Source organism: Acaryochloris thomasi RCC1774, assembly GCF_003231495.1.
Lineage (GTDB): Bacteria > Cyanobacteriota > Cyanobacteriia > Thermosynechococcales > Thermosynechococcaceae > RCC1774.
This window is the reverse complement of record NZ_PQWO01000007.1, coordinates 87037-110995: the sequence shown is the minus strand read 5'-3', so window position 1 is coordinate 110995 and position 23959 is coordinate 87037. Positions and strand designations below refer to the sequence as shown.

Annotated in this window: 22 protein-coding genes and 1 tRNA gene; 12 read left to right on the top strand and 11 right to left on the bottom strand. The window is 52.0% G+C overall.

All coding sequences use genetic code 11. The features are described 5' to 3' along the window. Positions 1 to 181: 181 nt before the first annotated feature. The 3 genes from C1752_RS12885 to C1752_RS12875 are packed head-to-tail and all read right to left on the bottom strand — an operon-like array spanning position 182 to position 3712. On the bottom strand, positions 182 to 2344 hold the full coding sequence (locus C1752_RS12885) for an FAD-dependent oxidoreductase (protein ID WP_110986481.1): 2163 nt from the start codon (positions 2342 to 2344) through the stop codon (positions 182 to 184). Then, positions 2341 to 3117, bottom strand: a complete 777-nt coding sequence (locus C1752_RS12880) for an SDR family oxidoreductase (protein WP_110986480.1) — start codon at positions 3115 to 3117, stop codon at positions 2341 to 2343. The genes C1752_RS12885 and C1752_RS12880 overlap by 4 nt, the downstream gene beginning before the upstream one ends. Positions 3118 to 3124: 7 nt before the next feature. Beyond that, on the bottom strand, positions 3125 to 3712 hold the full coding sequence (locus C1752_RS12875) for a Uma2 family endonuclease (protein WP_110986479.1): 588 nt from the start codon (positions 3710 to 3712) through the stop codon (positions 3125 to 3127). Positions 3713 to 3940: 228 nt separating this feature from the next. On the opposite strand from C1752_RS12875, the gene C1752_RS12870 reads away from it, so the two are divergent. Continuing rightward, positions 3941 to 4339: a hypothetical protein gene (locus tag C1752_RS12870; RefSeq protein ID WP_110986478.1), complete on the top strand. Its 399-nt coding sequence runs from the start codon at positions 3941 to 3943 to the stop codon at positions 4337 to 4339. 63 nt (positions 4340 to 4402) lie between these two features. Here the strand turns inward: C1752_RS12870 and pcrA are convergent, their stop codons facing one another. Beyond that, the gene (gene pcrA, locus C1752_RS12865; RefSeq protein ID WP_110986604.1) at positions 4403 to 6742 is read right to left on the bottom strand and encodes a DNA helicase PcrA; all 2340 of its coding nucleotides are present in this window, start codon (positions 6740 to 6742) and stop codon (positions 4403 to 4405) included. Between the two features lie 144 nt (positions 6743 to 6886). Here pcrA and C1752_RS12860 point away from each other — a divergent pair, with 144 nt between their 5' ends. Next, on the top strand, positions 6887 to 7528 hold the full coding sequence (locus C1752_RS12860; protein WP_370664151.1) for a Uma2 family endonuclease: 642 nt from the start codon (positions 6887 to 6889) through the stop codon (positions 7526 to 7528). Here the strand turns inward: C1752_RS12860 and C1752_RS12855 are convergent. The 4 genes from C1752_RS12855 to C1752_RS12840 all read right to left on the bottom strand — a co-directional run bounded on the left by C1752_RS12855 (position 7525) and on the right by C1752_RS12840 (position 10329). Next, complete coding sequence (locus C1752_RS12855; protein ID WP_110986477.1) at positions 7525 to 7815, bottom strand: DUF2103 domain-containing protein; 291 nt, start codon at positions 7813 to 7815, stop codon at positions 7525 to 7527. The two genes, C1752_RS12860 and C1752_RS12855, sit on opposite strands and share 4 nt — an antisense overlap. Next, positions 7815 to 8168: an ATP-dependent Clp protease adapter ClpS gene (gene clpS, locus C1752_RS12850; RefSeq protein WP_110986476.1), complete on the bottom strand. Its 354-nt coding sequence runs from the start codon at positions 8166 to 8168 to the stop codon at positions 7815 to 7817. The genes C1752_RS12855 and clpS overlap by 1 nt, the downstream gene beginning before the upstream one ends. A 93-nt stretch (positions 8169 to 8261) precedes the next feature. Next, positions 8262 to 9644: an IctB family putative bicarbonate transporter gene (locus tag C1752_RS12845; protein WP_110986475.1), complete on the bottom strand. Its 1383-nt coding sequence runs from the start codon at positions 9642 to 9644 to the stop codon at positions 8262 to 8264. 4 nt (positions 9645 to 9648) lie between these two features. Beyond that, positions 9649 to 10329 (bottom strand): response regulator transcription factor, encoded by a 681-nt coding sequence (locus C1752_RS12840; protein ID WP_110986474.1) that lies wholly within the window; start codon positions 10327 to 10329, stop codon positions 9649 to 9651. Positions 10330 to 10604: 275 nt separating this feature from the next. Here C1752_RS12840 and C1752_RS12835 point away from each other — a divergent pair, with 275 nt between their 5' ends. Together C1752_RS12835 and C1752_RS12830 are read left to right on the top strand one after the other, a co-directional pair. Next, positions 10605 to 11024, top strand: coding sequence for a hypothetical protein (locus C1752_RS12835; protein ID WP_110986473.1), 420 nt, complete (start codon positions 10605 to 10607; stop codon positions 11022 to 11024). A gap of 105 nt (positions 11025 to 11129) precedes the next feature. Beyond that, positions 11130 to 11780 (top strand): Crp/Fnr family transcriptional regulator, encoded by a 651-nt coding sequence (locus C1752_RS12830; protein ID WP_110986472.1) that lies wholly within the window; start codon positions 11130 to 11132, stop codon positions 11778 to 11780. Here C1752_RS12830 and C1752_RS12825 read toward each other — a convergent pair. Then, positions 11767 to 12216: a hypothetical protein gene (locus C1752_RS12825; RefSeq protein ID WP_110986471.1), complete on the bottom strand. Its 450-nt coding sequence runs from the start codon at positions 12214 to 12216 to the stop codon at positions 11767 to 11769. The two genes, C1752_RS12830 and C1752_RS12825, sit on opposite strands and share 14 nt — an antisense overlap. A 139-nt stretch (positions 12217 to 12355) precedes the next feature. Between C1752_RS12825 and rdgB the strand changes: the two genes are divergently transcribed. Beyond that, positions 12356 to 12937, top strand: coding sequence for an RdgB/HAM1 family non-canonical purine NTP pyrophosphatase (gene rdgB / locus C1752_RS12820; RefSeq protein WP_110986470.1), 582 nt, complete (start codon positions 12356 to 12358; stop codon positions 12935 to 12937). A gap of 14 nt (positions 12938 to 12951) precedes the next feature. Here the strand turns inward: rdgB and C1752_RS12815 are convergent, their stop codons facing one another. Further along, the gene (locus C1752_RS12815; protein WP_110986469.1) at positions 12952 to 13656 is read right to left on the bottom strand and encodes a TMEM175 family protein; all 705 of its coding nucleotides are present in this window, start codon (positions 13654 to 13656) and stop codon (positions 12952 to 12954) included. A gap of 291 nt (positions 13657 to 13947) precedes the next feature. On the opposite strand from C1752_RS12815, the gene C1752_RS12810 reads away from it, so the two are divergent. The 3 genes from C1752_RS12810 (at position 13948) to C1752_RS12800 (ending at position 18809) form a co-directional block, all read left to right on the top strand. Beyond that, positions 13948 to 15201 (top strand): tetratricopeptide repeat-containing S1 family peptidase, encoded by a 1254-nt coding sequence (locus tag C1752_RS12810; RefSeq protein ID WP_110986468.1) that lies wholly within the window; start codon positions 13948 to 13950, stop codon positions 15199 to 15201. Between the two features lie 180 nt (positions 15202 to 15381). Then, positions 15382 to 16386, top strand: a complete 1005-nt coding sequence (locus tag C1752_RS12805) for a CsgG/HfaB family protein (RefSeq protein ID WP_110986467.1) — start codon at positions 15382 to 15384, stop codon at positions 16384 to 16386. A gap of 359 nt (positions 16387 to 16745) precedes the next feature. Beyond that, positions 16746 to 18809 carry a serine/threonine-protein kinase gene (locus C1752_RS12800; RefSeq protein WP_110986466.1) on the top strand — a complete coding sequence of 688 codons (2064 nt, stop codon included), beginning with the start codon at positions 16746 to 16748 and terminating at the stop codon, positions 18807 to 18809. Between the two features lie 426 nt (positions 18810 to 19235). Here C1752_RS12800 and C1752_RS12795 read toward each other — a convergent pair whose 3' ends face one another. Next, complete coding sequence (locus C1752_RS12795; protein ID WP_110986465.1) at positions 19236 to 21680, bottom strand: CPBP family glutamic-type intramembrane protease; 2445 nt, start codon at positions 21678 to 21680, stop codon at positions 19236 to 19238. Between the two features lie 111 nt (positions 21681 to 21791). On the opposite strand from C1752_RS12795, the gene C1752_RS12790 reads away from it, so the two are divergent. From C1752_RS12790 to C1752_RS12775, 4 genes are all read left to right on the top strand, one after another. Continuing rightward, positions 21792 to 21872: transfer RNA gene (locus C1752_RS12790), tRNA-Leu, on the top strand. Between the two features lie 19 nt (positions 21873 to 21891). After that, complete coding sequence (locus tag C1752_RS12785) at positions 21892 to 23169, top strand: CCA tRNA nucleotidyltransferase (RefSeq protein ID WP_233501583.1); 1278 nt, start codon at positions 21892 to 21894, stop codon at positions 23167 to 23169. Positions 23170 to 23255: 86 nt separating this feature from the next. Then, positions 23256 to 23627 carry a GIY-YIG nuclease family protein gene (locus tag C1752_RS12780; RefSeq protein WP_110986463.1) on the top strand — a complete coding sequence of 124 codons (372 nt, stop codon included), beginning with the start codon at positions 23256 to 23258 and terminating at the stop codon, positions 23625 to 23627. Positions 23628 to 23631: 4 nt separating this feature from the next. Further along, positions 23632 to 23838, top strand: a complete 207-nt coding sequence (locus tag C1752_RS12775; RefSeq protein ID WP_110986462.1) for a hypothetical protein — start codon at positions 23632 to 23634, stop codon at positions 23836 to 23838. Positions 23839 to 23959: the final 121 nt, after the last annotated feature.

Here is a 23959-nt window from a genome sequence, read left to right as displayed (position 1 = left end):
CGCCACAGAGTCAGCTTTGAACAAAATTTGGCGTTTATTTAAGATTCTTCTATCTTAACTAAATTTAACGTAATTCTCAGACATGGAGCAAATGAGTTTTGCCACGCTGCTGTGGAATGAGCCGGGGCTAGGGCTAACAGCCTGTCTCTTTGATGAGAATGCGGCCTTATTCTCGCTCTTTTCAATTCACTAACGCATGGAGAATTCCAGCGATATCTCTCCGACGAAGAGCTGATTGAGGTTCGGGAAGCGCAGCGGCAAGTCGTGCGCGGGTCTGCGGTTCTAAGGTCTGAAATAGCTGAGATAAAAGATGACGGGTCAGGGGCTGATGGGGATCTAGTGCTTGGATCGGGGTGAGCAGATTCTGCTCTGCCCAGTGCTGGAGGCTGATATCCTGTGGCGCTGCTAGATCTTGACAAGAGCCGATCAGCCCGGTCAAGGCGGTCGCGAAGAGTTTGGGAGTTGAGATCGCATCCCCTCCAAACCCCAAACTTGCTTGATCAATAAAGCCTCTATCCAAATCGACACTGGATGTACTGGCCTCAGGTTGAGCCAATTCAGCCCTGCTGCGTTGGCCCCCCCGGCCCCCCAATGCTGGGGGGAGAGTGCCGGAGATTTGGGACAATAGCGCAGTCGCGAGGACCTGGATTGCAGCGAAGTCAAGATCGTCGTGAGAAACATCATTCAGCCAAACGATGGGGATACCCGCCTGTGTGAGCTGGTGCTGAAATTGGCGGATATGGTGAGCCGCAGTGTCTCGGACACTAATCTCATTTTGAAGGGCAAAGGCCGCTAGATGTCCGCCCGCTTCGCCGATTGCCCACTCTGCCGGATGCATCCGATAGGCCGCATTGGTGATGTGGGTGGTGCCAATGCTTTTGGAAGACAGAATTAGGCCGTCAGTCCGTTCGGGAATCAGAGCACCCAGGGGAATAGTAAAAGGCAAAGCATCGTGACCGTCTCCTAACTCGACTTGACCGGGGGCATCATTGGGATGCATATCAAGGTAGTGATATTGACCGATACCAACGCTATCGCCGAAGGTGCGGGCGCGCACAGCATCCGGGAAGAACTTTTTTGCCACATCTTGATGTCGAATAGTGGTTAGGGCGATACCTCGACGAGCCTCTCGAATATAGGGGGCGAGCGCAATACCGTTAGCAGTCCAGGTGAGATCGCCCCGAGGTTTGAGATCGCCCGTTTCAGTTTGCAAAAAGTGGACGTAGGCTTGGGTGCGATCGCAAGCCCGTTTAATCTGCTCCTGTCGCTCTGCGCGACGAATGCCCACCAACACACCCGGCACATAGTCATTCCCACATCCCAAAGCTGCATCAGGATCCGGCGGTCTGTCATTGCAGCCAAGAGGACTCGTAGACCAGTTGAGAACCGTTACGTCTCCGACTCGCGCCCGATCATCAGCCACACTCCGCTGTAGCCGTCGATAGCGAAACATCCCGTCAGGATCGTAGAAACACTGCCGCTGCCATTGGTGATTTGACTGAAACCAAAAGTCACAGGTGAAGTCCTGAGCCTGCAGCCAAGGTTCCTGGTTATAGCCCTCAGGTGGTGGAAGGCATGGGCCTAGATTGCGCTCGACAACGGCACAGACGGTAATCGCCTGCTGGCAATCAGGGTAGGCCGTCTCTGGCAGAGCCGCTTCGCCCGTTTCAGATCTTGATTCTTGACCGATACGAGATTCGATTTGGCCTAGCTCTAGCAAGTCTCCGAGGTCTGTTGCTTCAATCGTGATCTGACTGTGGACCGTAAACTGATGCTGGGTTTGGCTGTCTCTAAAGACAATGCCAATGATGCGTCTATACGCTTCCGGTTCTTGTTGGAACAGGACTTCTATCGGTTCAGCAAAAGGGATCAGGGTGAGCTGTCCACTCTCAAGAAAAGGAAGAATCGCTTCGTTAAGGGCAATTGCAGCCACAACAGGCGTCACAGAAAGATGACTGACCCAGCTTCCGCCTGGATTTTGGATGACTTTTCCGGCAACGGGCTGAAGCTGGCGCTGGCGATTGCGAAATTGACGTTGCGATCGCGACAGCGCAAATTCCTCACTATTGCGAAGCTGCTGCGGATCTCGTTGCTCCGGCGGGATCTGGTCGTAGGGCGTCAGTAAGCGGCCATCATCAGAGGCCGGGAGCGCTTGAGCGGTAAACTGCCCGCCTAGAACCAAGTGAGGCTGAACGAGGCAGATCTTAGTTCCAGCCTGGAGTGCGCCCAAGGCAGCGGAATAAGCAGCGGTAGAACCGCCCACAATCTGTAGCGGGAACGAGAGCGTTTGCCCATTGGCAGGACGAGTGAAAGCGCTATCATCCAGAATTCCTAGCTGGGTCATGGTGAGCGTCGATGAACCAGTGTGGCTCCAGACTGATCGGTGGGAAGCAGCAAAACTTCGCTGAGGTTGACGTGGGCGGGTCGGGTTGCACAGAACAGGACGACATCCGCAACGTCTTCAGGGGTGAGAGGCGTCAGATTCTGGTAAACCTTTTCGGCTCGGTCGGTGTCGCCTCGAAAGCGAACGTCGCTAAATTCTGTTTCCACGAGTCCTGGATCCACGGATGAGACACGCACTGGCGTCCCCAATAAATCTTGCTTGAGCCCTTCTGAGATGGCGCGAACGGCGGCTTTAGTAGCGCAGTAAACATTGCCGTTGGGGTAAGTTTCATGTCCGGCAATGGAGCCAATATTAATGATGTGCCCTTGCTGACGCTCCACCATACCGGGAACCAATGCGCGGGTAACGTACAGCAGTCCCTTAACGTTGGTGTCGATCATTTCTTCCCAGTCTTGGATGCTGCCCTCGTGCAGCTTGTTGAGTCCTCGGCTGAGTCCGGCGTTGTTTACTAAGATGTCGATATTTGACCAGGGTTCAGGCAGGGAGTTGAGCTGGGTTTGTGTTTGGTTGCGATCGCAAACATCCAGCACCAGCACGTAACTCTCTACCCCAAATTCATCTTTGAGAGCGGTCGCTAGCGTCTGTAAGCGATCCTCTCGGCGAGCCGCCAAAATGAGCTTGGCACCGGTTGCAGCAAAAGCTTTCGCGCAGGCCATGCCGATACCGCTACTAGCGCCAGTAACCAGAACCACTTGATTTTGAATCGATACCATCAATACTTCAACCGTCTGATTTAAGTTCTACTGTCTCATAGAGTTCAGTGAGTGTAATCTCAACTGGTACAGAAGCAAGAGATATGCTCGCTGCCTGCCCCTCATGAACCGTAAGTAGCCATTGATTGGCTTCCTGTCGTACATATTGTTCGACTCTTTGCTGATACTGGTCAATGAGTAGATACTCTGTAAATGTGTCTATGGTCCGGTAGGCCGAAAACTTTTCATCTCGGTCATAGTCCTTCGTTGACTTAGACAGAACTTCAGCTACTAGAATCGGATTCGTGACCGTATCGGTTCGTCCGGCCTGTAAATCTAATGGATTCGCAACCACCATGACATCAGGATAGGTATAAAGATTGCAGTTAGGGATCCAAAGGCGCTGGTCTGAGGCAAAAAGACTGAAGGCTTGTCCCCGGAGACCAAACCATAGAAGTGCATTTAAGGCGCTAATAATTTTATTGTGCGCGGGAGTGCCTCCCGTCATGGGAATGATTTCTCCATTGCGGTACTCGCTACGAATATCAGATTGAGTTTCTCGATCTAGATATTCTTCAACGGTGTAGAGCTGGGTTGAGGAACTTGCGATCGCCACAACTGAATCCTTCTTTCAAATTTCTCTCGCGTTGCTAACCTCATAGTCTGCCAGGGCTTCTATCCCACACAAATCTAGCTTACCTGCTGCATCAGTTTCGATTTTCTGATCTCAGACTAGGGCTATGTTAGCAAGCCTGTCTCCATCATGTGATCTTCTAACTTAAAAGAAGGGGAACCATAGATGTGTATTAGAACTGACTACTTTCAGCCCCTGGAGAAGCCTTATATGTTTAACGATGACTTCTTTGAATTAAAAAAGGCTCTAGAGAGAGTCACTCTTGAAGTCACTGATTTGAAAAATACTCTACATGAAAAAAACATTGAGATCCGGAGCCTAAAACTCGATAATAATCGTAAAGATCAAATGCTACGAGAGAATAACACCTCTGACCTCAAACAAAAAGTAGTCAATCAGGATATTCGAACTCGCGAACTGACAATTGACAAAGATCAAGCAAAGAAGAAGAATATCCAATTGCGTGGAGACATTCAGAGCTTAAATGATCGTATTGCTGGCCTAGTCAAGGAGAATGATCGGCTTAAGCGAGAAGCAATAGCACGTCAGGTGATGACTAAGACTTTCAACGGTGTCAAAGGACTTGTAGATAAAGTGAAGTCAAAGTAATTTCGCTTTGACTTCACAATGAGTTTCTCTCTTTGCACATAAGTTTTTAGACATCAGAACGATCTACTCAACTCTTTCCAACACAGTAATGTTGGGATCAATAATCTTCTTACCCAAGTTTGGGAACTTCACAGCTAAACAGATTTTATTTCCTGCTCCAAAAATGTGGGTCACCTCTCCCAGGCCATAGCCTTTATGAACTAGGCGATCGCCCACAGCCCAATCCCGAGCATTCGTATTCGGTAATTTTTTCTGAGGCGGCGCACTCGAGAACATCTCTATCCCCTGAGAGGGAATGGCTGTAGGCGTATTCGTTTCAATTAAATCTCGCGGCAGTTCCGACAAAAAAGCAGACGGAATCGCTGGCTCTCGCGAACCGTACAGGCGGCGCTCACGAGCATGGGATAAGAACAGCCGCTCCTGGGCGCGGGTAATGCCGACATAGCAGAGCCGCCGCTCCTCTTCTAGGGCTGCAGGGTCATCCAATGATCGGAAATTAGGGAACAGACCTTGCTCAATACCCACTAAGAAGACAATCGGAAACTCCAGCCCCTTCGCTGAGTGCAGCGTCATCATTGAGACTGTTGTGGAATCTTCTTTGTCGTCTGCATCAGAAGCTAAGGCTGCATTGGCCAAGAAAGACAGCAGAGAATCATCCCCGTTTTCTTCAGCAAACTGCTGGGCGGCGTTGTAGAGTTCCTTAACGTTGCCGATTCGATCTTCAGCTTCGTCTGTGTCTTGATCCTGCAGGTTGCGGATATAGCCAGAGTTGTCCAAGATACCCTGGATGATCTCGGTGGCAGGCAATGTATCCACCTGGCTTTGCCACAGGCGAATCATATCGACAAAGCCCAGGATATTTCTAGAACCCCGTGACGCTAAAGTTTTGACCGTGGCCTCATCGCTAAGAATTTCCCAGGTAGGGACTCCGAGTTCTTGCGCAGCCTGGGTCAGCCGGTCCATTGTAGTTTTACCAATACCGCGTCGAGGCGTGTTGATGACGCGCTTAAGGCTGACACTATCGGCAGGGTTCACGATCAGGCGCAGGTAGGCCAAGATATCTTTGACTTCGCGGCGATCGTAAAACTTCAGTCCCCCAACCACGGTATAGGGAATCGCCCAGCGCACAAGAGTCTCCTCAAAGGCACGGGATTGGGCGTTGGTGCGGTAGAGAATCGCAAAGTCGCCCCATTGCACTTCGGGGTGCTGCTGCTCTAGCTGCCGGATTTGACCGACGACAAAGTCAGCTTCTTGCAACTCATCATCAGCGCGGTAGCAGTAGATCGGTTCGCCTTTGCCCCGCGTGGGCTTAAGTACCTTATCAATCCGCTCGGTGTTGTTGTCAATCAGAACGTTGGCAGCCTGGAGAATATTTTCGGTGGAGCGATAATTCTCCTCTAGCTTGACCATTGTGCGGGTATCGTCATCCGGCAGGTCATCACCAAAGTCCTGCTGAAAACCCATCAGAATCCTGAAGTCAGCCGCTCTAAAGGAATAGATCGACTGGTCTGCATCTCCAACCACGAAGACTGAGCGATTTTGCCAGCTCTTGAAGGTTTTTGCATCTGCACCGTTCGTGGCAAGCAGACTGAGCATGTCGTACTGAGTGCGGTTTGTGTCTTGGTATTCATCCACCAAGATGTGATGGAACTGTTGGTGCCAGTAAGCGAGGGTCTGCTCGTTTTGCTTCAGCAGTAAAACCAGTACCCGAATCAAGTCATCGAAGTCGAGGGCGTTGTTGGCAGCAAGGCCATCTTGATAGGCGCGATAGACTTCAGCAATCACGCGCCCCCGGAAGTCCTGCTGATTGGCTTCCAGTTCATCTGGGGACCAGCCTTGGTTTTTGGCGTTGCTGATCGCAAACCGGACAGAGCGAGGAGGAAACTTGCGATCGTCGAGGTTGAGTTTATTGACGACGATATCTTTAATGAGGCTCTGCACATCGGATTCGTCAAAGATAGAGAAGTTACGTTCCCATTTGCGGCCCTGTTCGTCCTGATATTTATGGATCTCCATGCGCAGAAGGCGGGCGCAAAGGCTGTGGAAGGTGCCAATCCACAAGGGTTTCGTGATGGTTTTATAGACGTGCGATCGCAACTTCGTCTGCTCATAGGGAGCGAGCAAATCCAGCGGCTTACCGTGCTTCTCTTGGGCAATGCGATCGGCGAACAGCTTCTCAATCCGCGCCTTCATTTCCTTGGCGGCCTTATTCGTGAAGGTCACCGCCAGAATATTCTCAGGATTGATGCGGTGAGTAAGAACGAGGTTAGAAATCCGGTAGGTCAAAGCACGAGTCTTACCAGAACCGGCACCCGCCACTACCAAAAGAGGACCGCAAAAGTGTTCAACCGCCTGTCGTTGAGAAGGATTAAGGTGGCTTAAAAAATCTGGGGTAGAGGTCATACAGGCAGCAGGATGAGGAAGTAGAGGCACTATAGGTCATTCTACGGCCTATAGCAGATTGTCTCGCTTGGACTTTGAAAGCCTTAAAGTCAGACCCTTTTGACCTCTCCATTGAATTTTTCTTTATGCACTATCCTAGAACTTATGGTGATGCTACAAGTCAGACAGATTCATGTCCCCCCTGGTCAGCGTGTGTTGCTGGAAAATGTTGGCTGGCCAGAATTTGAAGATATTCTCCAGGAACTGGGTGAGCATCGTTCAGCTCGTATTGCCTACAAAAACGGCATTTTGGAGATTATGACGCCCCTTCCAGAACATGAGACCAGTAAAGAGAATATCGGTGATCTCATCAAAGTCCTGTTAGAAGAACTAGATATTGACTATCTACCGATGGGGTCTACAACCTTTAAAAATTCAGCAATGCTTCAGGGGATTGAGCCGGACCAGTGTTTCTATATTCAGAACGAAGCCGCAGTCCGAGGCAAAGACCGATTGGATCTAAGCAGCGATCCACCTCCCGACCTGGCACTTGAGATTGATGTAACCTCCCGAACGCATCCTAAAACCTACGCTGTCCTACAGGTACCGGAACTGTGGCGATTTGAGCACGGAAAACTGCAAATCAACGTCCTGAAAGAAGGCCAATACATTACGGTGAGCGAAAGCCCTACATTTCCAGGATTAACTTTAAATGAAATCATTCCGCGGTATGCAGCTCAAATGAAGCAAGTCGGACGCAGGGCTGCGATCAAGGCTTTTAGGGGATGGATTCGCAGCAAAGTCTAGGACTTGAGGACTTGAGTCAACGATGCTTCCACTAAAGCTCGGCTTAAAGGGGTGATCACAAAGACCTCCTGAACCGTCTTGCCGCGGCGCGCCAGCATCTTAAACCCGCCTTGAATCGGCACTGAAATCTTTAGTCGCAAATGGGGCGCATGGCTTTTTGCTCGGCCAATTACTCCAGGCGTAATTGTGCGAATGCCTTCGATCTTTGTGAGCTTTTCTAGCACCGGAATCAATCCCGGCACGTGAGTAGAATGGTTGAGAACCAGGCGACCTCGCCGCTCCGCCATCAGCTTGCTTCGAGGGGAGCCATCGTCAGCCCTGCTCGCTTCAGTTGCAAGTGGTAAAGCTCAGCCTGCTCTTGGGGGCCAACCCAAACAATCGCCTGTCCTTCGAAATGAACCTGATTCGTCAGCTCCCAGGCACGATCTGAGGTGAGGCAGGGAATGTACTGCAGCAAGCACTTGATCACATGATCAAAGGTATTGAAATCATCATTGAGAACAATCACCTTAAAGTTGGGATAAGGCTTACGGACCGTCTTTGAAGCCTGTTTCTCCTTAGGTGCAGCCGTCGGCGCTTGAACAGCGGAGGCTCCCCCCAAAGAAACGGATGCCGTTGTGATTAGTTCAAGAGTATTCATGCTTCATCTTCTCCCGCAGCAGCTCCATGCTGAGACGGCAAGTGGGCAATTGCCCTGACAGCAGTAGAGGATATATTCATTGATAACATGCCATTACGAAGCGAGAGGTTCAGTGGGTCGAGTTGCATAGCTGGTGATCAGCGCCACCATAAACCACCACAGGGTTGCGATTTCAGGTCGATACCAAACCGTATCCACGGCTCCATGGGCCAGCATTCCCACGACGGTGGCAAGGGCCGCGATCAGCCAAAAAACGTCTTGATTGGGCCGGTCCCGGAGCTGCTGCAGGGCCGCCCACCCTCGATGGAGCAACACCAGCAGGAACCACAGGAAACAGGAAAACCCAACAACGCCCACTTCCACGAGAAGCTCTAAGTAAATGGAGTAGGCGCTCAGAGCGCTGTAACCAGGTAGTTGATAGAGGGGATAGATGGCATTGAAAGCGTTATTGCCAGGCCCAATCCCGAGAACAGGATAGGCTCGGATCATTTTTCTCACCGAGGCCCAAACGTTAATGCGGTAGTTATTGCTGCTGTCTTCTCGACCCGCAAAGATGCTCATGATCCGATCTCGCAGTGGTTCTACGCCGACAAAGCCAATGATGGCAATGGCCGCTAAACCACCAAAAACAATCGGGAAAGACCAAATTCGCCAAAATGGGGGCAGGCGAGGGAGTAGCCAATATAAGAGCAGCAGCAAGGTCACGAAGAGAGCGACAACAAGACCGATCCAGGCCCCTCTGCTTCCGGTCCAGTAGAGACAGGCACCGTTCATGAACAGCATAACGGCGGCGAGCAGTTTAGGCCCCCAGCGCTTCCACACAAATAGCGCACAAATCCCTAGGGGAATAGTGGGCAAAAGATAAGCGCCCAAAAGGTTAGGATTCCCCAGAAAACTAAAGACCCGTAGCGCTTCGGCGTAGGTCGATTCAGGGTCGTTCCAGGTAGCGAGGGCTTCGACGCCAAAGATTTGTTGCCGCCAGCCTTCAACAGTAACCACGAGGGCAGTAAGCAGATAAATAGTGACCAGGAGGGTGCGCCAGCGTTGCGATCGCAACACCCGTTCCCCGATCAAAAACACAAAGAGATAAAGCGTCAGCTTCGCCAACCCCGTCGCCGCCGCCAGCTTCACCGGCGAGAGAGCAGTAGCCGCAATCGCCACAACCCAGAACAGCCCCAGCACTAGGTGAACCGGTGAAATTCGGTAGGGGTTAAGAACATCGTCAGAGAGCGTTAGCAATACCCAAAAAGCGGCACAGGCTGCGATCATCATTCCCGTTAACCCATTGGGCACAAAGGGCGCGATCATGAACACTAAGCTCAGCAGAGCAACAGCGATCTCGTTGCCCCAGGCCAGCAACACACTGCTCTGTCGCCACTGCTTTAGCAGTCCCTTCAGCCGCCACATGACGCTGGAGCGGGTCCACTGCGGAGCCACAAACCGAGTGAGGGTCAGGCGTTGCCAAGCTGCATTCATGATCTTATTTCGTTAAGCCGTTCTCCAAAGCAAAGCGTACCAGCTCGGTGCGACTATTGGTGTCGGTTTTGTTGAACAAGCGACTGACATACTTTTCAACGTTACGGACGCTAGTTTCGAGGCGACGGGCGATTTCTTTATTCATTAACCCCTCGGCCACCAGATCAAGAACGCTTTGTTCGCGGGGCGTAAAGTCTATTTTGACAGGGTTGGCTGCGATGCTGAACTGGGGCTGATTGGTCAGCAGCGCCCGAATTTCGGCCACTTGGCTGGCCAGATCCGCAATATCAGCGTTAGCCCCTTCACTTTTGGCGGCTTTCCGCTCCATAAGATTGGTGACAATGGCGACCAGCTCATCAGGGTCAAAGGGCTTCGGCAAATAGGCATCGACTCCAGCGCTGTAGCCTTCGATGCGGTCCTTAGTCATACCTCGAGCAGTCAGGAAAACGACGGGCAAGCGGCTAAAGCGGACATCATCACGCATCTGCTGCAGAAACTGATAGCCGTCCACCTCCGGCATCATGATGTCTGAAATCACGAGATCGGGGGTTTGCTTTTCCAGCATTTCCCAGCCGACCTTGGCGTTGCTGGCGACATTTACGGTGAACCCACTATCTTCTAAATAAGCCTGAACGGCTTCTCTTAGGCCGGGTTCATCATCCACTAAAAGTAAGTGACCTGCCATTGATGCTCATCTCCCTCGCTGTGATCGTGGCCGCAATAGGCCTGCCTTATACATAGATTAGCCTCTCTTAACCTTAGCGAGAGTAGAGAATGCTCAAGGAGGCAGCCTACAGATCTCAAGATCTTTGACGAACAGGACGGTCATCTGCCGGTATAGCCGCCCACATATTGATAAAGATAGAAATTTTTTGCCGCTACAGCTAACAAGAAAGGGCTATCTCAACTCAGCCAGGTACTGCTATATGATGAGGCTTGGCAGATTTGTGAGGGAGTTTTATGCGGCTTGAGTTTGTTCCGGTGGAAGAGTTCTTTTTTGCCCTAACCCTTTCAGTGCGGTTGCTAGAAGAAATAGATGATCAAGAGCTGTTGGCAGAGATGCGATCGCATCTCCACACAAAATATGGCCAGTCCTCCACCATTGCCGCCGCCCAGGACAACACCTTCAACTACGTGTTTCGTCTATTTGGCCACGAGCACAGTCCTGAAGCTCCGCTCATGATTTCTATCTCAGACTGGAACGGCAAGCTACGATTAAGCAGCGACTATGGCTGGACCTTGAGCGAAGAGCGCAAACCCGTCCGTACCGACCAATTTACCCAGCGCTCTGACTTCACGCAGCAGCTCAAAGCTTTTTTACAAGAAGATCTAAACATTCCTCTCACCGAGCATCGCCCACCCAGCACTAGTGAGAAATAGTCTGAGACTAGGAAGTAGACCTTAACCTTCTCAAAACCTTGTTTTTACCTTAATTACTGAGCCATACCCTAACGTAGAAGGTAACCCATCACCCTCAACGGTCCTATGGTGCATACCCAGACTTCTACCCCACCAACTACAGCTCAACTCAGCCCCACCACAGATTTTCGGCAGCTACTTGAAGAAATTTATCAGGGACGCCATCTTCACGACTTTAAACGGAACCAGCGGATCCAACTGCAGCCACATGAAGTTTGGGTCGTCTGCAAAGGAATTGTACAACTGAGTACGCTGCACCCCACGGGTGATGAATCCATTGTCGGGCTGGCCTGCGCCTCCATGCCCTTTGGGCTGCCCTTTACGCGCATCAATCCCTACGAAGCCCATGCGCTTTCAAACGTTGTGCTCATGCGCCTGCATCAAATGGAAATTGAGCAGTCTCCGCGCCTTGCCCAGGGTCTATTTCAGCAATTGGGGCACCGCCTCAAGCAAACCGAAGCCGTCTTAGCAATGGCCTCACAGCGCCGGGTTGAAGACCGCTTGAAACAGCTATTGCTGCTATTGAGCCAAGATATGGGACAGGTCACGTCTGAGGGCATCCGCATTACCGTTCGTTTAACTCACCAGCAAATTGCAAACTTGACGGCCACCACCCGAGTGACGATTACGCGCCTCTTGCAACACCTGCGCCAAGAAAGATGGCTAGAGATTGACTCATCGCGTCACTTTATCGTGCTGAATCCTATTGCCTCGTAACTTCAATAATCTCTGACTGCATCTGAGCCTCAGGCCAAGCTTTGAGCACCTTTCCTTCTTTGAGCGGCGCTTGAGACCCAGCAACGGCACGAATCTCGTAGCGCAGATCAACATCTCCCTGGCCATCCCGACCAATATAAACAGTACTGTTCCACTGCCCCTCACCGTTTGTAGCGGCGGAGGGCTGGAGCCAATAATCAGGCGTCCCCTGTGGATGAACGAGCAGCCAGACGCGTTGGCCTGCAGGTGCCGTGCCTTTCACCTGTAGCTCTCGTCCCACCTTGGCATCCTGCACAGGCGTAGAAATCAGTAGCGGTGAGCCAGACTGATCAGCCACTGAGGCCGAACTACTTTGCTCTGTCTCGGCAATCGGAGCTGAGCTACAGCTGGTAACGGCAAGGAGTAAACAGGGATAAATCCAGATAAAACGGCGCATTTTCTAGTCTTTCGATAACGGTGCTGGTCCTAGGGAAGACGATAGCGCGGCCACAGTTGTTTCAGGCAGATGCGCAGAATCTAGCGCTCAGTCTAAAAACGGGGGATACTAAACATCGTATTATCTGCCTCTCACCATCGTGCGAACCCTAATCGTTGCCACTCAAAACCCAGGCAAACTCAAAGAAATGCAGCACTATCTGACGGGTTTACCCTGGCAACTCCAGCTCATGCCCCCAGAGCTAGAGATTGAAGAAACAGGAGAGACGTTCTTAGCCAATGCCTGCCTCAAAGCATCCCAGGTGGCACAGAGAACCGGGCAGTGGGCAATAGCCGATGATTCGGGCCTAGAGGTCGAAGCGCTTGAGGGCGCTCCCGGTATTTATTCGGCCCGCTACGGCAAAACCGATGCCGAGCGGATTCAGCGGCTGTTGGATACGCTAGGCAGTGAACTCAACCGGGCCGCTCAGTTCTCGTGCGTGATTGCCTTGGCACGTCCCGATGGATCCATCGCCTGCCATGCTCAGGGCTCTTGTCCAGGTGAAATCCTGAGGGCAGGCCGGGGAGAAGGGGGCTTTGGGTATGACCCAATTTTTTACGTGCCGACAGAGGGAAAAACCTTTGCCGAGCTGTCTTCTGACGTTAAACGTCGCCTCAGTCACCGGGGAGTTGCATTCCAGGCATTGCTCCCTCAGCTACAGCCATTCCGGGCAGACTCATAAACGAGGCTGATCCGCTATCCTTCATCCAAAGATGGCCCCTGCTGTGGGGCATGATTCGGGCTAACCGTGCGCGATGATGGCCGTCGTCTCAAGAGGGGTAAGCTGTCTAGAAATAAACCCACATCATTTTGCAGAAAAATAAGCACTGCAATCAACCAAAGCAAGTTGCGATTTGCAGGAGGGATCAGCAGAATCGCCACCGTCATGGCAACGAGACTTGCAGTAATAACAGCTTTTGATTTCCGCATCTGGCGAATGTGAATAGAGTCTGGGTGCGAGGCGTCAGCAGGAGATTTTAATCGGAGAACGAGCTGCCCCAAAAGTGCATCTGCGATGACGATCGTAACGATAAAGATAATATCTATCGCCTCAGAGAAGTTGAACTGAAGAAGGTTTCCAGACTGAGCGCTGTGCTCGTAAGCACCATGCTCATAAACAAGTGTCGTGACCCGAGGTATGAGCGTGGTGATCAGCAAAAGAGCGGCTGATATCCAAAGACTGAAGCGGCTAAGGGGAAGGTAGTGATTCACCTGTCGATGCTGCAGCCAAAAACCAAACAGCATTACAAAAGATAGGCAATATTGAATGAAGACGGCGAGCAGATTCTGCAAAGTCGCTAGGTCATGGGCCTCAATTTCGACGGGAATATCAAGGGCAAGCATCGTAATCGAAATGGCGTAGACCGCATCGATGAAAGCACCTAAATGTTCTTTTTTCATGGTGGGGTTATTTCGGAAAGGCTGGCTGGGGATCAGGGGTTAGGACAAATAGCTGTGTTGAACACAAGGACTAACCTAGGGTGCCCTATCTGTCGTTAAGCTACAGCTTCAAATCTTTTTGACCGTCATCGGCAAGAGCACCTTGTCCGAGACACAACCCAGACATTATCTAAGTGAGGATACACAGTGAATTCGTCGATCCATTTCTCTCAATAGCTGACCTAGATCACTGATTTTCTCTGAGCGCTATTATAAATTTTGACTAACGTTCGCCTATCTTCTCTGAAGCAGATGAAAACCAATTATGGATTTCTACTTTCGGCTCTTACTGTGCCGGTCGTAGTTCTCTCTACCCCCCAAATAGCTTCAGCACTCAGCGCCACTGAAGTTAATCAGATTGCGAAAGATATCACGGTAAGAGTCGATAGCCAAACGCCGGGTTCGGGAGTGCTGATTAAGCGTGAGGGTAATATTTATACACTGCTCACGGCAGCCCACGTGGTTGCCACCGCTGATGACTATGAGGTTGTCACGCAAGGGGGGCGGCGCTACCCTGCAGTTGCGGGTCAAATCAAAAAGCTGCCAGGGGTTGATTTAGCCATTCTGCAGTTTGTTAGCGATCGCAACTATCCCATTGCAAAGCTGGGCGACTCACAGCAGATGCCAGAGGGTAGCACCAGCTATGTCGCGGGTTTCCCGGCCCGGACGCAGGCGATCACAGACACAATCTATAACTTCACAACCGGGAAAATCACCGCCAACGCCAATCGCGCCTTGACCGACGGCTATGCGCTGGTTTATTCCAACAGCACCCTACCCGGCATGAGCGGTGGCCCTGTCCTCGACTCTGACGGCAACCTGCTGGGCATTCACGGGCGGGCTGACACCACCGATCGCGTCCAGAATCAAAGCATCAATCCTGATATCTACATCAAAACCGGGTTCAACCTCGGGATTCCCATCAATACGTTCTTAAGCTTGGTTCCTAAAACCGGCGTCAACCTGGGTTTTCGTACGCCGGCGGCGGTGGCAACGGCGACCGGCGTTGATGACATCTATCTACAGGCACTCGACCAGTATGAACGAGGCGCAGTGGATCAGGCTTTGAGCCTTTCAACCCAGGCCATCCGGCTTGATGCTCAGTTTGCCCCGGCTTACGCGCTGCGAGGCAGTATTCGCTATCTACAGCAGGACCAACCGGGAGCGCTAATCGACTTCGACAAAGCCCTGGCACTAGATACTGACCTGATCATGGCCTATCTAGGCAGAGCGCTGATCCAATCTTCTTTAGGGAATCCTCAGGGGGCAATGGCCGATTATTCGCAGGTGATTGAGCGCAACGATCGCCATGCCAGAGCCTACTATAATCGCGGCGTCCTGCAGCTCAATCAGGGGCAACAGCAGGCGGCACTCGCCGATCTCCGCACAGCCGCCGATCTGTCTTTACAGGCCGATAATCAACCGGAATATCGGCGAGCGCTGGAGGCCATCAGCATCGCTTCAAAATCCTGTCGGCAATCCATTCGGAAGGTTTGCGATCGCTAAAAATATAGAATGAGTCATCGTTGGTCCTTCAACAAAAGAGCAGCTAATATGGTGTTCCAGCTGATGTGGGACTCGTCAAAAGCCGGCGGGGAACCCGCAGAGACTAGCAATAGTCAACGTGGTAGAGGCTTTTCAATGTTGTGGAACAGTTTTAGAAAATATTCAGTGGGGTATCGGTAGATGAGGCATTATCCATTAGTGGCTGGGGTTGCCGTTGCGATCGCAGCGTCCACTCTCTCCAGTCCAGTGGCGATATTCGCAAACCCAGCGGGGACAAATGCTGCGGGGGTCGAACAGATTCGCGTCACGCCCAGCAAACGAATTGCTGTTTTAGACCTGGATTTTGCCAACGTCAGCAAGACTGGAACCTATCTGGGGCTGTACGGGCAAAACGGTCCCTCTAAGGGCGTTAGCAACCTGCTGACCAACGAGCTAGTAAAAGACGGCACCTATGTCCTGATCGAGCGCAGTAAGGTGGAGGCGATTCTTGCTGAACAGAATCTGGGGCAGTCCGACAGATTAGAACCCAGCACTGCCGCGCAGATTGGTCGCCTCTTGGGGGTTGATGCCGTTCTGATGGGATCGATTACGCAATTCAACATGGAAGATCAGGGCAACGATGTCTCGATTGGCCGCATCTTTGGGCTTGGCGGTAAACAGAAAAAGCAGATTGCCAACGTCCAGATTTCAACCCGCTTAGTGGGGACCGCGACCGGTGAAATCCTGTCTGCAGCAGAGGGTTCTGGACGCGCCGACAAGAGCGGTGGCGGCGGCAGCATCTTTGGCATCTCGGCCAGTACGGGCGGGGATAGTTCTGACCGTCTTCTCGGTGAAGCAGCTAAGCAGGCCGTTGATCAGGTGGTGGCTCAGCTCGTGACCGTGGCTCCTAAGCTCGCGGCTCTCCCTGAAGTCTTGCCGACGGCGGAGCCAGTGATTGCTGACGTCACAGGCCAAGAGGTGATCTTGAATAAAGGTGGGAAAGATGGCTTTAGACCAGGCATGGTGCTCTCGGTGGAGCGTGTGATTAAAGAGGTTAAGGATCCAGAGACGGGCAAACTACTGCGGCGTCAAACCCAGTCTATTGGGCGGCTGCAGCTCACCGAAGTTGATGCTCAGTCATCCGTGGGGACGATCTTGAACGGGCAGGGCTTCGAGGTGGGCGATCGCGCTAAAGCTGTGGAGTAGCCCCAACTCGCCTGGGAACTTGCATCCTTGTATATGCCTTGCCCGCTTTATACACCGATCGCTCAACCCTGTATAAATTGGGTGGATATCCATCACTGGGGCCGTGGCAATCGTGGAGGGTATGATACGTTTTGGATAGTTTCCGTTGTTCTGTGTAACGCTGTTCAGGCTTTAAGCGCTCACTTAGCCCTCACCCCCCCAGCCCCCCTCTCCCAATCCTGGGCGAGGGGGGAGAAAGACAAGTGTTACGAGTTTCTTGCTCCCCTCTCTCCAGTATTGGGAGAGGGGTTGGGGGTGAGGGCCATGCAAAACATTTGCCAATATCCGGTCTTTAATTTGATGATGCCTACCTACTTACCATGCTAGGAACGCTACTCGCAGGACGCTACAAAGTCATTAAGCCCCTGGGGGAGGGTGGTTTTGGCGAGGCTTATTTAGCAGAAGACCAGCACCTGCCCGATGCTCAGTGCTGCGTGGTTAAAAAACTAAAAACCGAGCATCATCAGGCTGCTGCTCTCAAGGTCGCTCGACGGCTATTCGATGCCGAAGCCAAGATGCTGCACAAGCTGGGACACCACGACCAGATTCCGAGGCTGTTGGCTCACTTTGAAGAAGCGGAAGGGTTTTATTTAGTTGAGGAGTTTATCCCTGGACACGGCATCGATCACGAGCTAGAGCCAGGACAGCCCGTGAAGGAAGAAGATGCGATCGCACTTCTCTGCGACATCTTAGAAGTCCTAGACTTTGTTCATCAAAATCAGGTTATTCACCGCGATATCAAGCCCTCCAATCTGATCCGGCGGCAAACAGACGGCAAGGTTGTCTTAATTGACTTCGGAGCCGTCAAACAGATGACGACGCAGCTCATCAACCACCACAGCCATACCCCTCAAACGGTCCTGATTGGCAGTCCTGGCTACGTCCCCAGCGAACAGTTTCGCGGCAACCCCAAGCTGAGCAGCGATGTTTACGCCGTAGGCATGATTGGCATCCAGGCGCTCACCGGCATCAATCCAGGCATGGGGCAGCTCCCTGAAGATGATGAAACGGGAGAACTCGTCTGGCGCAATCATGCCCAGGTTTCACCGGAATTTGCCACCATTCTCGAAAAGATGGTGCTCTACGACTATCGGCAGCGTTACGGATCTGCATCCACAGCTCTGTCAGCAGTACAGGCTCTAATCGATGCTCGCAAAGCAGCAGGCCTTCCTCAAGCAGAGGTTGTCCTGATTGATGACTTTGCCGAAACAGAGATGGGGGCTGTAGAAGAGGTGCCTGCCACAGTGGTGACGGCTCAGCCCGCAGCGCCGACCGACGTTGGACCTGCGCCCACCGCCATTCCTCCTAGCCCAGAGGTTATGGAACCTGTGGCTGCATCGTCGCTGGAGACGCCACCCTTACCCGAAACGGCGGCCCAAGATTCGACAAGGTACCAGGACAATGAGAACTTTAAGAGCGTTCCTGTTGAGCCTGCGACGGCTGCAACGATAGCCGCGACGCCGCTCCCTCTACCCAAAAGTCTCCGCGCCTCAAAGGGCTCTAAAAAACTGAAGGCAGCAGCCTTGGGGATTGTGGTTCTCCTGCTGGGTGGGGGCGCTCTAGGACTAGCCTCTCCCCATCTGGAACCGCTGTGTCAGGTTTTTAATAACTGCTCCCGCACTCTGCAGTTTCAAACGGTGTATAAGGATGCAGTCGATGATGCAGAGACCGCGCAGGCTGATAGCAAACAAGCCAAAAACCTCAAGGATTTAGAGGCCGCGCATGATCGCTTTGAAGATGCGATCGCATCGCTCAAATCCATTCCTGAGGATGTCAAGATCTATCCCACGGCCAAGCAGGAACTGCCCGAATACGAAAAGCAGTTTAAGGTCGTCCAAGCCCGCCTAGTCGCAGAGAAGAAAGCACAAGAGGCATTTGAGCAAGCTGAAGCGACAGCCAAAACGGCTGAGGCAAAGACGGCTGAGGCGGAGAAGGCCACCACGGTAGCCCCCATCGCAGAGGTGCAGACACAGTGGAAGACTGCACAAACCCAGCTCCAAAGCATTCCTGAAGATTCTTTTGTCGCAGCGCAGGCCAAGGAAAAGCAGCAAAGCCAAGAGAAAGAGATTCAAGCACTGCAGAGCAGAATTGATCAGCTCATTGCAGCGGAGAAAGAACGGCAGCGACAGGCGGCGGTGGCAGCAGCGGCGGCCCGCAAAAAGCAGCAGGCGGCAGCAGCAGCGGCACAACGAGCAGCAACACGATCTACAGCTTCGAGCTCTTCGACAACATCACGGACAACAACGCCCAGCCGATCCACTTCTTCTGCACCGAGTCGCTCGACCTCAGCTCCTGCACGCAAGTCGCCCCCATCAGCACCGAAGGCTGCCCCAAAGAAAGAACCTCTTTGGGGCGCTCCAGCAGCGAAAGAGCCACTGTGGTAACTCAAAATCAGTCACGCAGTAGACCTCTTACGTAATGTAATTGCAAATTTTCTGCATTAGCCCCCCCAGCCCCCCAATTCTGGGGGGAGAGTACAGCAAGATTTCGTGGATACGGCAGCAATTGATAAATATAGAGCAGCTTTCAGCTGAGTGAAGCGCACTGATAATATCTAGAAAATTTGCCTGAAGGCATTCTTACATCCAAGACGTACCTCACCCGGCAGCAATACACTGCATCTCACGAGGCACTACTTGTAAATTCAGACATGCGAGCGATCACGGGAGACAACGATTTACCGCTCCACATAAACCAAAGAAGGCTGCTCTCCCCCCAAAATTGGGGGGTCGGGGGGGCAGTGCAAAGCGTTAAAAGCTTGCTCTGAAAGCATCGTCAAACATCTAACAGGGGTGATTTATATGAGAGGTCTACTGCATACCGAGTCGTTCCAGACCACCGAGTCGCAGTAGCCAAACGACAACGACGAGCCAGTGCAGCAAAACACCGGGCCAAAGTGAACTAGTTAGAACATACGTCAGCGTGCAGGCAACCCCTAACAATCCGGCTAGGATCAGAAAAGTGGGTTGAAAAAAAGTGGGGGCACCGCGTCGGTAGGCTGTCAAAGCATTGAGCGGATGATAAATGATAAACAATACCAAGCTTATAGAAGCCCACAGCATAGTGGTTTGCGACCAAACGTCCTCGTAGGAATGCGGAATGATCAGCGCTCGGAAAAGCAGTTCTTCAAACAAAGCAGGGGTTAAGAAAGTTCCGACCACAATTGCCAGAGCTGGCTTTGTCTTAACGGGCGTTGAATGTTGCTTTAGAAAACCCTGTCGCCAGCCAAACCACAAAGCGAATAAAGCATATCCCAAGAGAATGCCGCCAGAGAGCAGCCAACCCCATCTATCCGGGAAAGTGGTTAAAGCATCAATTAACCGAGAGAATACACGCGGAATAACGGGCCATTGGCCCAAGAGTTCAGTCGCCTCAAGAGGAGCAATACTGGCATCCCAACCGCCGACTTGGTTAGTCTGCAAAAACCAGAGCTGAGCGCCTGAGTCTCGAAAGATATCGGTGAGCTGATCGTGAACAACGTGGGGAATAATGGTGCGCCAGCTCAGAATTTGGGTGACGATATTATCTTGATTCGTGAAGCCGCGCTGGGGTTGGATGCCTGCTAATACTTCAGCATTCTGCTGCCAATCAGGACGAACAATGCCGAGAGGCACAAGCTCTCTTTCTAAACGATTTCCTAATGCAACCAGCTCCTGAAAGCGCTCCGTTTGAGGATGCTGGGGATTAGCCTCCAGCCACGCTTGAATCTTCGGCGATTGCCGAATTTGCTCATTAATAATCTTAATCGTCGTGTAGACCGCCTGACTCGAATCTTGAGCACAGGACTTCGCAGGCGTAACCAAGGCCGCACCAGTGCCATCCCCAGTGCGATAGCGAGCCGCCATCAATTGAAGCTGTTGCTTCAGTTCCTGCATCGGCGAAATGATGATGCCGTCAAAGTCGTATTCTTCGGTGATGGCAGGGAAATTCACCAGTACATCTGTGACAGGACGAGTGCCCAACCAGCCTCGCTGTAGGTTGCCAGTATATTCTGACCAATGCATGGGGCCAGCAATGATGCCATCGGGATTGTGGGAATAGATCTGCTGATACTGAATATCAAATCGAAGAGCCTGAGTGAGCGGGTCACGGATCACCTGAGCTGTCCCAAAAGCGACATGCCCGGTGACGGTTCCAATGACGGACTGGGCTTCGGCCTTCTGACCGCCAATGCCACCAAACAAATGAAGAACGAGTGCCTGATCCCCTAACTGCCAGTTTTTGAGGGCTGCTTCGGCATTCTTGGCCGTCGTTGTTGTTAAAACAGAGTGAGCCGTTCCCTTTTGTGAGATGGCTTGCTTCCAAGCACCGCGACGGGCAGCGGGCCTGCCGGTGAGGATTCGGTCAGGCTGCAGATCTAGGAGGGAGAGAGGTGCGATCGCAACCCCTACAAACACCCCTTCAGCATCCTTCGCCCCATAGACATACCAGCCTTCCTCTCCTGCGGGTGAATCTTTTAACTGATCAATCGTCGAGCGATAAACCCCATTCCGGTCGGCCATCACCTGAGGAATCCGAATCACCTCTTGAGGACCATCAAATTCCTGAGAAGTAGGATTATAGTGACGGACCTCAAACAGCTCTTGAGGACAGGACTCTTGAGCAAGACAAGGTGGGGAAATATCCCGACTTTGCGCCTTGAGCGGCGTCAAAATCTTGACCACGGTGTAATAGCGTCCCGGCACCTGCACCGGATCTGTTGCAATTTCGAGGGTGGGTTGATCTCCAGATCCCTTAACCACAGTTGGGTCTAGCGTCACCAGCACGTCATCGTTTGGACGTGCCCCAGCCAGTGACTGCAGTGGCCCCACTTGACGATCGCTCAACCGCGTGGGATGTATATTCCCATCTCTTTGACTCGCCGCCACTGCAGCAGAGAAATCAACAACTCGTGTTGCCGCCTGTACGTAGGGTTGGGCCGTGCTGTGCCACTCTAGCCGCACCTGCTGCCCCATCAGTTCCTGATGCTCGGAGGAAGAATGGTACACCTCAAACCATACCCAGTCCTGCTCTTGAGGGGTCGAAGGCAAAATCAGGCGTCCGACCCAGTCGCCAACGGGCTGATAAAGCGCGGGATCTATGGTTTGCTCTAGTGGATAGTGGTTGGGCTGATTGAAGGGCGCTTGCTGTGCGATCGCATAGTTTGAAATCTGGACGGGTGGCTTCTCTTGTGCCTGACCCAGCAGGGCAAGTCCGAGGGCAAAACAAACCAAGAGGATAAACTGTCCGAAGCTTTGAAACCAACGCCGACCCATAGAAGCAAGGCTAAAAAGAGAGCATTCCTAGCATCATATCTGTCCATCTCCGAAATCTGAGACGTTCAGGCAGACGAATGGCCCAGTTTAGGTATAATGATTAGGCTTTACGGGCGAGTGGCGGAATGGTAGACGCACTACACTCAAAATGTAGCGGCTTCGGTCGTGAGAGTTCGAGTCTCTCCTCGCCCACTTTTATACAACATTAGTTTTGAGTTCTACGGACCAACAGTTTGTCGCGTTGTTTGATCAGTGGCCCTTCGATCTGGCCTGGATTCCTGATTCAGCCTATCTCGTCGGCGGGTATGTTCGAGATGTATTGCGGGGCCGATCTCCCACCTATTTAGATCTAGATTTTGTGCTACCAAGCAACGCAGTGGAGACAGCTCAGGCCATTGCCGAACATTACGAAGCGGGGTTTGTGCTGTTGGATGCTGAACGTCATATTGCCCGCGTGGTTTTCCCCAGCGCCACGGCAGATTTTGCTCAGCAAATGGGTGACACCCTCACCGATGATCTGCAGCGACGGGACTTTACTGTAAATGCGATCGCATCTAACCCCCACACCCAAGAGCTAGTCGATCCCACCGGGGGCCTCCAGGATATCCAGCAAGGGGTCATGCGAATGATCGCGCCCCAAAATTTTCAGGACGATCCGCTGCGCTTAATGCGAGCCTACCGTCAAGCCGCTCAGCTTGGTTTTGAACTAGATCCCACGACTCAAAACGCGATTCGTCAGTTTGCGCCGCTCTTACAGCAGATCTCTGCTGAGCGCGTGCGTGTAGAGCTGGGCTATTTACTCAGTCATGCCCAAGGCACCCCCTGGCTACAGCAGCTTTGGCAGGATCAGCTGCTGGCATCATGGCTCCCCCACGCAGCAGGCTTAGACCAGATTGCAGCGGTTGATTCAGCGGTCAAAAAACTGGAAATAGCTTGGCCTGAGATGATCCCCCTTTTGCTCCAGCCCCTTAACGATCGTGCCCAGGGCAGTGAAGCCGCCCAGCGGACCCTACTGAGTCTCGTAAAGCTGTTAGGTTTATTAGCGCCCGACGTCAAGACAGCCAAACAAACCCTGAGCAATCTCAAGTATGCAAGGGCTGAAATGAGCCTTGTCCTCTCGCTGCTGCAGAGCTGTAATACCCTTTCCCAGAGATCGATGCATCAGCTATCGCGTCGGGAGCAATACTTTTTGTTCCAGCAGGTTGGCAGTGCTTTCCCAGCCTTAGTGGTTTGGTTAATGGCCGTCGGTCATTCTCTTGAAGAAATGCATCCCTTCATCGAAGCCTACTTCGATCCAGAGAGCCTCGTCGCTCATCCGCAACCGCTCGTTTCAGGTAAGACGTTAATGACCGCGCTGGGATTGAAGTCTGGACCTCAGATTGGTGAGCTATTGACCGCGCTAGAGCTAGCCCAGGCCGATGGCAAAATTGAGACGTCTAAGGAAGCGTTAGTTTTAGCCCAGATATGGCAAAGCGAGGGACGTTGCTGACGCTCTCTGCTAAACCTTAGATAAAATCCTGTAGTGGACTGCAGACAGATGATTGCGGCACAGCTAGGCTCTCGATACTCGTATCCATGAATAATGAAGATTTAAAAATCCAGGCCAGGAAAATTTTGGACGAGATCGCCTTCACAACTTTCGAACAATGTGAGCCATTGACGCGCGACTTCACTCATATCCCTCTGCGTCCAGGCATTTATGCAATTCGGCATATCACCGAGGGGCTGCTCTATATCGGTAAAACACAGAGTTTGCGCAAGCGCTTCAAGGGTGGACACAAAGCGTTCTTGTGGGCGTGGCTTGATAAGTATGACGATGCGACGATTCGTATTGTGTTTCGCCCTATTCCGCACTCAAAGAACCCTACGCTACTATTGGAACTGGAGGCCATTATCTTGAGGGCCACAGATCCTCCTTACAATGCTCAAATTCCGGCGGAAAGGTGAAGTAATGCAAGCCGAAGCAAAAGAGAAACTTTCATCTGCTGATGCCGAAGTTCTTTTGAGGTGCTTACCAAAACGCATTCAGGAAGCGTTGATTACTCGTGCAGCTGAGATTGAGTATCCGGTTGAAGCCGTTCTTGAAATGGCGATCGCAAGTTTCCTAGATACAGAAGCAATAGGGTTCGCAGACTGTAAACCAGGACGCGGGCAGTAGAAACATGCTCTTATCTGAAGCATCCATCGCCTGAAACTCTACTTAAACTACCGCAAAAGTGGAAATGATAAACACCGGCATTAGAGTTCTTTTGATTTCAGTCTTAGCCTTCACCTCAAGT

Coding starts and splice junctions, on each gene's coding strand:
- C1752_RS12885 (WP_110986481.1), bottom strand. CDS start 2,344: ATGACCCAGCTAGGAATTCTGGATGATAGCGCTTTCACTCGTCCTGCC.
- C1752_RS12880 (WP_110986480.1), bottom strand. CDS start 3,117: ATGGTATCGATTCAAAATCAAGTGGTTCTGGTTACTGGCGCTAGTAGC.
- C1752_RS12870 (WP_110986478.1), top strand. CDS start 3,941: ATGTTTAACGATGACTTCTTTGAATTAAAAAAGGCTCTAGAGAGAGTC.
- pcrA (WP_110986604.1), bottom strand. CDS start 6,742: ATGACCTCTACCCCAGATTTTTTAAGCCACCTTAATCCTTCTCAACGA.
- C1752_RS12860 (WP_370664151.1), top strand. CDS start 6,887: ATGGTGATGCTACAAGTCAGACAGATTCATGTCCCCCCTGGTCAGCGT.
- C1752_RS12855 (WP_110986477.1), bottom strand. CDS start 7,815: ATGGCGGAGCGGCGAGGTCGCCTGGTTCTCAACCATTCTACTCACGTG.
- clpS (WP_110986476.1), bottom strand. CDS start 8,168: ATGAATACTCTTGAACTAATCACAACGGCATCCGTTTCTTTGGGGGGA.
- C1752_RS12845 (WP_110986475.1), bottom strand. CDS start 9,644: ATGAATGCAGCTTGGCAACGCCTGACCCTCACTCGGTTTGTGGCTCCG.
- C1752_RS12840 (WP_110986474.1), bottom strand. CDS start 10,329: ATGGCAGGTCACTTACTTTTAGTGGATGATGAACCCGGCCTAAGAGAA.
- C1752_RS12835 (WP_110986473.1), top strand. CDS start 10,605: ATGCGGCTTGAGTTTGTTCCGGTGGAAGAGTTCTTTTTTGCCCTAACC.
- C1752_RS12830 (WP_110986472.1), top strand. CDS start 11,130: ATGGTGCATACCCAGACTTCTACCCCACCAACTACAGCTCAACTCAGC.
- C1752_RS12825 (WP_110986471.1), bottom strand. CDS start 12,216: ATGCGCCGTTTTATCTGGATTTATCCCTGTTTACTCCTTGCCGTTACC.
- C1752_RS12815 (WP_110986469.1), bottom strand. CDS start 13,656: ATGAAAAAAGAACATTTAGGTGCTTTCATCGATGCGGTCTACGCCATT.
- C1752_RS12810 (WP_110986468.1), top strand. CDS start 13,948: ATGAAAACCAATTATGGATTTCTACTTTCGGCTCTTACTGTGCCGGTC.
- C1752_RS12805 (WP_110986467.1), top strand. CDS start 15,382: ATGAGGCATTATCCATTAGTGGCTGGGGTTGCCGTTGCGATCGCAGCG.
- C1752_RS12800 (WP_110986466.1), top strand. CDS start 16,746: ATGCTAGGAACGCTACTCGCAGGACGCTACAAAGTCATTAAGCCCCTG.
- C1752_RS12795 (WP_110986465.1), bottom strand. CDS start 21,680: ATGGGTCGGCGTTGGTTTCAAAGCTTCGGACAGTTTATCCTCTTGGTT.
- C1752_RS12780 (WP_110986463.1), top strand. CDS start 23,256: ATGAATAATGAAGATTTAAAAATCCAGGCCAGGAAAATTTTGGACGAG.
- C1752_RS12775 (WP_110986462.1), top strand. CDS start 23,632: ATGCAAGCCGAAGCAAAAGAGAAACTTTCATCTGCTGATGCCGAAGTT.